The sequence below is a fragment of the Desulfosoma sp. genome, from assembly GCF_052743555.1.
In genome coordinates, this window is sequence record NZ_JBRAHS010000013.1 from 52,067 (window position 1) to 60,374 (window position 8,308).

10 protein-coding genes and 1 pseudogene are annotated in these 8,308 nt (G+C 55.6%); 7 read left to right on the forward strand and 4 right to left on the reverse strand.

Translation table 11 applies throughout. From position 1 onward, the window contains the following. Positions 1 to 87 precede the first annotated feature (87 nt). Positions 88 to 288: a hypothetical protein gene (locus tag ACUVSA_RS09925; protein ID WP_445894684.1), complete on the forward strand. Its 201-nt coding sequence runs from the start codon at positions 88 to 90 to the stop codon at positions 286 to 288. A gap of 45 nt (positions 289 to 333) precedes the next feature. Further along, positions 334 to 459 (forward strand): hypothetical protein, encoded by a 126-nt coding sequence (locus tag ACUVSA_RS09930; RefSeq protein WP_445894685.1) that lies wholly within the window; start codon positions 334 to 336, stop codon positions 457 to 459. A gap of 84 nt (positions 460 to 543) precedes the next feature. Here ACUVSA_RS09930 and ACUVSA_RS09935 read toward each other — a convergent pair whose 3' ends face one another. Further along, positions 544 to 1,377: an MBL fold metallo-hydrolase gene (locus ACUVSA_RS09935; RefSeq protein WP_445894686.1), complete on the reverse strand. Its 834-nt coding sequence runs from the start codon at positions 1,375 to 1,377 to the stop codon at positions 544 to 546. Positions 1,378 to 1,550: 173 nt separating this feature from the next. On the opposite strand from ACUVSA_RS09935, the gene ACUVSA_RS09940 reads away from it, so the two are divergent. Together ACUVSA_RS09940 and ACUVSA_RS09945 are read left to right on the forward strand one after the other, a co-directional pair. After that, the gene (locus ACUVSA_RS09940; RefSeq protein WP_445894687.1) at positions 1,551 to 2,015 is read left to right on the forward strand and encodes an Hsp20/alpha crystallin family protein; all 465 of its coding nucleotides are present in this window, start codon (positions 1,551 to 1,553) and stop codon (positions 2,013 to 2,015) included. A gap of 42 nt (positions 2,016 to 2,057) precedes the next feature. Then, the gene (locus ACUVSA_RS09945; protein WP_445894688.1) at positions 2,058 to 2,456 is read left to right on the forward strand and encodes an Hsp20/alpha crystallin family protein; all 399 of its coding nucleotides are present in this window, start codon (positions 2,058 to 2,060) and stop codon (positions 2,454 to 2,456) included. Positions 2,457 to 2,508: 52 nt separating this feature from the next. Here ACUVSA_RS09945 and ACUVSA_RS09950 read toward each other — a convergent pair whose 3' ends face one another. Further along, positions 2,509 to 2,832: a recombinase family protein gene (locus ACUVSA_RS09950; protein WP_445892448.1), complete on the reverse strand. Its 324-nt coding sequence runs from the start codon at positions 2,830 to 2,832 to the stop codon at positions 2,509 to 2,511. 121 nt (positions 2,833 to 2,953) lie between these two features. On the opposite strand from ACUVSA_RS09950, the gene ACUVSA_RS09955 reads away from it, so the two are divergent. The 3 genes from ACUVSA_RS09955 (at position 2,954) to ACUVSA_RS09965 (ending at position 7,087) form a co-directional block, all read left to right on the forward strand. After that, positions 2,954 to 4,093 (forward strand): radical SAM protein, encoded by a 1,140-nt coding sequence (locus tag ACUVSA_RS09955; protein WP_445894689.1) that lies wholly within the window; start codon positions 2,954 to 2,956, stop codon positions 4,091 to 4,093. A gap of 128 nt (positions 4,094 to 4,221) precedes the next feature. Next, on the forward strand, positions 4,222 to 5,853 hold the full coding sequence (gene hcp / locus ACUVSA_RS09960) for a hydroxylamine reductase (protein WP_445894690.1): 1,632 nt from the start codon (positions 4,222 to 4,224) through the stop codon (positions 5,851 to 5,853). A gap of 208 nt (positions 5,854 to 6,061) precedes the next feature. Continuing rightward, complete coding sequence (locus tag ACUVSA_RS09965; protein WP_445894691.1) at positions 6,062 to 7,087, forward strand: hypothetical protein; 1,026 nt, start codon at positions 6,062 to 6,064, stop codon at positions 7,085 to 7,087. Positions 7,088 to 7,132: 45 nt separating this feature from the next. Here ACUVSA_RS09965 and ACUVSA_RS09970 read toward each other — a convergent pair whose 3' ends face one another. Next, the gene (locus ACUVSA_RS09970; protein WP_445894692.1) at positions 7,133 to 7,990 is read right to left on the reverse strand and encodes a universal stress protein; all 858 of its coding nucleotides are present in this window, start codon (positions 7,988 to 7,990) and stop codon (positions 7,133 to 7,135) included. Between the two features lie 19 nt (positions 7,991 to 8,009). Then, a pseudogene (gene glnQ, locus ACUVSA_RS09975) lies at positions 8,010 to 8,308 on the reverse strand (glutamine ABC transporter ATP-binding protein GlnQ); the annotation flags it as partial.

Genomic DNA, 8,308 nt, shown 5'->3' on the forward strand with positions numbered 1-8,308 from the left:
TTTGAATCCTAAGGTAAGTTCGTCGTTTGAGGCCGTCGCGGGACGGCCCATGAGGCACTCGAAACCTAGGAATTGCGGGAGGATTTTATGCACCAACGGCTCTTGGTTTTCACCGTGGTTTTGGGATGTCTTTTGATGGCCGTTCCGATTTCAGCCCAGGTGAATTACCCCGACGACATCAAGAGCGTCGTGGCCCAATACCCGGGCTCCCAGGTGGAAATGGCCATGAAAATGGCACAGGGATCGCAAGTGATTTTGAGCTCGGAGGATTCTACGGAAAAAGTCTAGGCCTTTTACAAGCAAGCGCTCAGCTCATCGGGCTGGGAAAACCAAATGGAAATGAATCACCAGGAAGGCATTCAAGGACATTGGCGCCAAGGCGACAAAATGTTTCACGTCGTGGTGACCAAAAACGACGAAAAAACGCAGATCGTCTTGATGCTCGGTCGCAGCCAGTAAAAATTCAACAAGACAATCCTTTGCGGTGAAAACAGGCGCGCGCGAGCTTCGCGCGCCCCTGTTCTTTGAGATTACTTCAGCACCCTACCCAACAATACCCAGCTCCTCGCTCACCCGGGCGACATCTTGGGATGTGGGCGCAAGAGCCCGCGCCTTTTTGAGGCACTCCTCGGCTTCTTCCCTCTGCCCCGCCTCCACTAGGTCCTGGGCCATGAGAAGCCAGGCTTTTTCTGGCGGGTTTTCATCAAGGGCCTGGTAAAGGGTTACCAAAGCGATCTTGATCTGGTGCGCTCCCTTGTGCAGCACGGGTTCGCCGTGCCCCGGAAAGAGATGCTTGACGGGTAAACCAAGCAGGCGCCGAAGACTCTGCACCTTGTCCTGAATGCGGCCTCCACAAAGATCATCCGGTTTGGAAAGAACCGCCGAAAACCTCAGGCGAAAAGGCAACACTGCATCCCCGCTGAAAAGGGTCTGCGATGCTTCATGATAAAAACACAGATCCCCCGCCGTGTGCCCGGGCACATGCAAAGCCCTCAATCCTGTCCCGTCGATCTCTTGGCCGTCTTGGACCTTATGGATCTTTCCCGCATCTTCAAGCGCCTGAAAAAATTCCGGAAAAGGCGAACGCAGCAACCGAGAGTATTCTCTCGCCATTCCGTGCACAAAGACATTGGGGGCTACTCTTTGATAAATTTCCGCCATGCCCCCCACATGGTCGAAATGGGTGTGGGTCAAAAGAATGTGCTCCAGGGTCTCCAAAGGAGCCATTTCTTCCATATGATCCACAAGCCCGAACATGTTGCCCGCATCGATGAGAACCCGCCCATGCCCCAAGACGTAAACGCCGGAGCACGGTCCCGAATCGGGCACCCAGCCGATTCCTTCCAGTCGCGGATCTTCTTTTTCAAATGTCTTCACTGAACGTGCGCCTCCTTGCCCCGCTCCTGCCTTCTCCGGACTCGTAAAAGATTCCCACCGTCTTGTCAATCACCACGCACCTACCTTGACAGGTTTGCGCAGCGAACTTAGTTTTTGGGTCAAACAAACAATGATTTTTAGGAGTAAATTCGATATGAAAGGAGGATGTGGCCATGGCTTTGTTGCGCTGGTCAGACCAAGATGAGCTCTTCCGACCTTTTGTGGAAATGGAACGGGAAATGGATCGGCTTCGTCGCGAAATGGACCGCTTGTTCTCAGGATTTCGCGGCATTCGCCCTTTGAGGGTCGGGGTTTTTCCTCCCCTCAATGTGAGTGACGACAAAGATAACCTCTATGTGCGTGCCGAGCTGCCCGGCATTGAGCCGAGCGATCTGGACATATCGGTGGAAGGGAACACCCTCATGCTTCGTGGGGAGCGCAAGGGCTCCGAAGCTGCCTCGAACGTGAGTTATCATCGTCGAGAAAGGGAGTTCGGTAGGTTCCGCCGAAGCTTGACGTTGCCGACGCGCATTGATGTGAACAAGGTGGAAGCGGTGTTTCAGAACGGCATTTTAAAGATCATCCTGCCCAAGGCCGAGGAAGTCCGACCGAAACAGATCACGGTCAAGACCGCTTAAGATGCCGAGGTTGGCCAATCAGAGGATAAGGGGGTGACGATCATGGCTGAAAAGGACATTGAGGTGAGGGAAAAAAGGGAAGTTCAGACTCAATCGGAAACCACCCGAAACATTCCGGTCTACGTTCCGGCTGTGGACATTTACGAAACCGAGGAAGCTTTGACGCTTGTGGCCGACATGCCCGGTGTCTCGCCGGAAAACGTGGACATCGACATTCGGGACGATCAGTTGACCATCCGCGGCACGGTGACCTTGGAGGGCGAAGGAGAAACGGTGCTGCTTCGGGAATACGGTGTGGGGGACTATTTTCGGCAATTCACTCTGGGCCGCATCATTGATCAATCCAAGATCGAAGCGGCCATGAAGAACGGCGTTTTGACCCTTACACTCCCTAAGGTGGACAAGGCCAGGCCACGAAAGGTGGAGGTGAAGCTCGCCTAAGGTGTACCCATGAGCAAGGCTGGTGGGGAAAGCCCACCGACCTTGCGACTTTTCATTGCACCGAAAGGATGGGAATGCCCGCCGATCGGCACTCAAAAAGAATACCTTCAAGTTCCTGCGTGTTCGCCGCCAATCGGTCCGTCTCATAAACCACGAGCCGTTTGACCTTTTTGCGGTCAATATCCATGAAGAGCTGGGAGCGGCTGGTATAAAAACTGACCGGTTCCCGCTCTTCGGGCGGAAGTTTTTCTTGAAGGAAAGCCAGGCAGGCCTCGCGCTGCGTCGCCAATGGCCTTTCATAGGACCCTTGATCCTCCGGGCGCAGCTCTTCCTGCCGCACCATAAGATAGACTGCCGTGCATTTTTCCTCCGTCATACCTTGAACTCCTCGTCCGTTGGTGGCTTGTCTCTACGTGCGCGAAAACACAAACAGTATACTGACCCTGTTGAAGGAACTCAACCTTTGGGCACTTTTCGCTCCACCATGGAGGTCTGGCATGCGTTTTCATTTCGAACAAGGACCCATTCGACCGCCCAGCGAATCCCGCAGTCTGCTTCTGCGCTTTACCAGGAACTGCCCCTGGAACCGCTGCGCTTTTTGCCCCGTTTACAAAGGCCGACCTTTCAGCCGCCGCTCTGTGGGCGAAATTCAGGCCGATATCGATACCGTTCGCGCTATCATCGACGACATCAAAACCCTTTCCTGGTCCATGGGGGAAGGCGGAGCCATCAGCGCCCCGGTGATGAACCGGATCTTGACGGATCCTGCGATCACCGGTTGTTACCGCCATGTGGCCGTCTGGCTCTATCACGGAGACGGAACCGTTTTCCTTCAGGATGCCAACAATCCCATTATGCGCACCCGTGATCTTGTGGCGGCCTTGCGCTACCTGAAAGAAAAAATCCCCGGCATCACGCGCATCACTTCCTATGGGCGAAGCGCAACGCTGGCCCGAAAAAGTCTGTGGGAACTTCGGGAGATCCACGAAGCGGGTTTGGACCGCATGCACATCGGTTTGGAAAGTGGCTCCGATACGGTGCTGCAGTTCATGGACAAGGGAACCACTGCGGCTCAGCACATTGAGGCCGGCCTCAAGGTCAAGGAAGCTGGTATGACGCTTTCGGAATACGTCATGCCCGGTCTTGGCGGAGTGCGATGGAGTCGGGAACATGCGCTGGAGACAGCACGGGTACTGGAAGCCATCGATCCGCACTTCATTCGGCTGCGTACCCTGCGCGTGCCTCCGGACACGCCCCTCTGGGATCATCTCCAATCGGGCGCGTTTCAGACCTTAAGCGACGACGAGGTTGTCCGCGAAATCCGCCTGATGATCGAAAATCTGCACAGTATCCACAGCACCCTCACGTCGGATCACATGAGAAATTTGCTGGAAAATCTGGAAGGAACTTTTCCTCATGACAAACCTAAACTCCTGGCCGTTATCGAGGAATATCTGGCGCTGTCCGACGACGATCGCCTTCTGTACCGGCTGGGACGCTACGGCGGAGCTCTTCGGTGCGTGGACGATCTCCCCGCTTATCGCTCACGACTGGCGACGGCACGACGGGAATTGGAGCAGCAAACAGGCAAACCCATCGACGCCCTGATCGATGAACTGGGTCGACAATACCTCTGAAAAAAGAATAAGCTTTTTGACCTAGGTCAAGGATTCGAGTGCCCCCCAAACCTTATGTTGCCATCGTGCAGCGAGGAAAGCCGGCTTTCAAATGTCGCAGGACGAACCCCATACAAAAGGAGGTACTCATGTTTTGTTATCAATGTGAGCAGACGGCCAAGAATGAAGGGTGCACCAAGCTGGGTGTGTGTGGCAAACAGGCCGATGTGGCAGCCTTGCAGGATCTGTTGACTTATGCACTCAAGGGGCTGAGCCAAGTGGCGGTGGAAGGCCGCAAGGTCGGCATCTCTGACCGGGACACCAACGTCCTCTTCTGTGAAGCTCTTTTCAGCACACTCACCAACGTCAACTTTGACCCTGAGGACCTGGCGCGCTTTATAAAAAAAACCGTGGACGTGCGCGAAAGGATCAAGGCAAAAGTCAAGGCTGCAGGTGGGTCCGTGGATTTCGCCGAAGGCCCGGCAACATGGCGGCCGGGATCCAGCGTGGCCGAAATGGTCCGCCAAGGGGAAGCCGTTGGTTTTGACAAAGACCCGGAACCCAACCCCGACATTCGATCTTTGAAGCACACGGCGATTTTCGGTCTGCGCGGCGTCGCCGCTTATGCCGATCACGCGCAGATTCTCGGCCAGGAAGACGACGCGGTCTATGCGGCGCTCCAGGAGATCCTCGCCGACACCCTCCGCCTAGACCTTGGTTTGAACGATTGGGTGAGTCGCGTGCTTCGTGTGGGCGAAATCAACATTCGCGCTATGGAACTCCTGGACGCGGCCAATACCGGGGTTTACGGTCATCCCGTGCCCACCAAAGTGCCTTTGGGGCATCGCAAGGGCAAAGCCATTCTCGTATCCGGCCACGACCTTAAGGACTTGGAGGAACTGCTCAAGCAAACCGAGGGCAAGGGCTTCACCGTGTACACGCATGGTGAGATGCTGCCATGCCACGGCTATCCGGGACTGAAGAAATACGAACATCTCTACGGGCATTATGGCACCGCATGGCAGAACCAGGCGAAGGAATTTGCCGCCTTTCCCGGTGCCATTCTCATGACCACCAACTGCATTCAAAAACCTCAGGAAACCTATAAAGACAACATCTTTACCAGCGGCGTGGTGGGATGGCCGGGCGTGCGCCACGTGCATCGCACGGATTTCTCGCCGGTTATTCAACGGGCCATGGAACTTCCCGGCTTCGCCGAAGACACCAACGGCGCTCATGTCATGGTGGGCTTTGCGCGAAACACCGTGCTCGGCGTGGCCGACAAGGTCATCGAAGCGGTGAAAAACGGGGCCATTCGCCACTTTTTCCTGGTGGCCGGCTGCGACGGCGCCAAGCCAGGCCGCAATTACTACACCCGCTTCGTGGAACTGGTTCCACACGACTGTGTGGTGCTGACCCTGGCCTGTGGCAAGTTTCGCTTCTTTGACAAGGATTTGGGAACCATCGGCGGTCTGCCTCGACTCATGGACGTGGGCCAGTGCAACGATGCCTATTCCGCGATCCAGATCGCTCTGGCCCTTTCCAAGGCCTTCAACGTGGGCGTCAACGAGCTGCCCTTGTCTCTTGTGCTCTCCTGGTACGAACAAAAGGCCGTGGCCATTCTGCTCAGCCTTCTGTACCTGGGAATCAAGAACATTCGTCTTGGACCATCACTGCCCGCATTCATCAGCCCCAATGTTCTGCAGGTGCTGGTGCAAAACTTCGACCTCAAGCCCATCAGGACGCCGGAAGAGGACCTCAAGGCCATTTTGAAAGCTTGACAGGTTCTCAGGGAGACCCTCGAGGGGATGACGTTCGACAATAAACCTATGGGCGCTTTAGAGTGCCGCAAAGAGGTCGGATAAGCCCACGGAAGTACGCAGGGGCCGGTTCCTTCGCCATTGGCCACACGGTGCCGGCGAGGAGCCGGTCCTTTTGCTGGGAAATCATGCAGCACTGCCTTTGGACAGCCCCGCAAGGAGGAGCTCCATGCCGATCCCTGGAAACCTGATGACAACAGCCATGGCCGTCATGCCTCACCGCGACGTGGAGCGCGCCCTTCAGGTGGCTCTATCCCTGGATATTCCCTTTTGGCCTCAACTGCCCCTGCTCAACTACTACGAAGACATGTACGTGCAGGCCTCCGAACACTTTCCAGGGATCATTTTAAATCTGGAAAACCGTACGCTGCGCTTTTCCACGGAAAAATTCATTCAGGAACTTCCGGAAGTTCTCAGCCGTTTTGACGACCCCGCTTTATTCGACATCAGCCCTGAATATTCTGCGGTGTATCATCGATTTCTGCAGATGGACTTTTCCGACAGGCCGGCCATTCGAGGGCAGTTGGAAGGGCCGGTGAGTTTTGGTTTCAATGTGCAGGACGAATCCGACCGCCCCATACTCTTTCACGACTCGGTACGGCCGTTTCTTTTTGAATTCATGGCCCAACGCGTCAACGTGCAGCTTCGACGCCTCAAGACCCTTCACTCCGACGCCTTTATGTTTGTCGACGAGCCGGGCCTGCAGTTTATCTTCAGCGCTCTCAGCGGCTACAATCACCTGAGCGCCCGCAACGACATGGAAGCTTTCTTTGCCATGATTGAAAGGCCGCGAGGCATTCACTTGTGCGGCAATCCCGACTGGGACTTTCTGCTGAACCTGGACCTCGATGTGCTGTCCCTTGACATGTACAGCAACGGAGAAATTTTCGTGTCTTATACTGGAGCCATCCACCGGTTTCTCGACCGCGGAGGCCGCCTGATGTGGGGCATGGTACCCACCAATGTGGAACCCTTTGAAGCCGAGTCCGTGGATTCTCTGGAAGCACGGCTGTTGGGGCTGTGGGACCGTTTGGCTCAAAAAGGCATCGATCGGGACGAATTGGTGGCGCGGAGCCTATTGTCTCCGGCCACCTGTTGCCTGGTCAACCCGGACGGAACCCAGACGGTGGAAAAGGCTTTTGCGGCTATTCGAGCTTTAAGCCAAAGGCTTCGAACGCGGTTTCGGCTTGGCTGAAAAAGCCGTGCCCAGGCGTGTGCGCCCCCCCCCGCCGCATTTTCTCTACTTGGATATCCACAGGGCTCCGTTTTCAAAACGCTTGAGCACGCCGGAGCAGACGGAGCCGGAAAAGATACCACCGAAAAACCCCTGACTTCCCTCGTTTTCATGCCCCATGGCGATCACGGAAGCGGGTGTTTCTCGGCATTCTTCCATGATGGCTTCCGCCACGTTTTGTGAAACCGCGATCTTCCAATCAATGCATTGGGAAGCCACCCCGTTGGTTTCGAGCACCTTGGCGGTTCTGTCGATAATGTCTCGAGTCTGCCGCCCTCGATCCGTAATCACATGAAAAAGACACACGCGGTGTTCTTCGTGCTCAAGCATGAACCCCACATGATCCGCGATGCGCTGACTGGCCTCGGAATCATCGACGCACAGAACCACCCGTTCATGTTCCAATCCCGGATTTCGACAGATCCACAGAGGACAGGGCAAAGGCTGGCGAAGCACTTCGGTGCTGATGCTTGTGGAAAACACGCCGGCAAAGGCGGCATAGCCTCGACGTCCCAGCACCACGGCGTCATAGCGGCCTCGGCGCGCTTCCATGACGATTTCCTTCACCGTTTCCATTTCCTTGGGAATCAGCTTGGACCGAATCTTCGCTTCGTCAAAGCCCGCTTCCACAAGGATTTCAGCACTGCGCTCCAGAGCCTTTTGCCCTCGAGTTTGAGTTTCCGTAGGAATTATCGCCCTGGATCGGGGCCTGTCAGCCTCCCAACCGCCCGTGAACTGCGTAGGGGCCACGTAAAGAAGGGTCAGGTGAAAAGGCTTCTTTTCTTTAAAAAACCCCGCCACGAAGCGCACGCCGCACAGATGGGACACTTCATCGCTGACGGTGATCAGAAGATGCTTTTCCATCGCCTTGTCCTTCCCGCACTCAAAGGATTTGGCTCAAAAACAACTTGGTCCGCTGATGGGTCGGGTTGGTGAAAAAATGCTCCGGAGTGCCTTCCTCCACGATGCGCCCCTGGTCCATGAAAAGGACGCGATCCGCCACTTCTCGAGCAAATCCCATCTCGTGCGTGACCACCACCATGGTCATGCCTTCGCGAGCCAGGGTCTTCATCACATCCAGAACCTCACCGATCATTTCAGGATCCAGAGCCGATGTGGGCTCGTCAAAGAGCATGACCTTTGGATCCATGGCGAGGGCTCGCGCTATGGCCACCCGTTGCT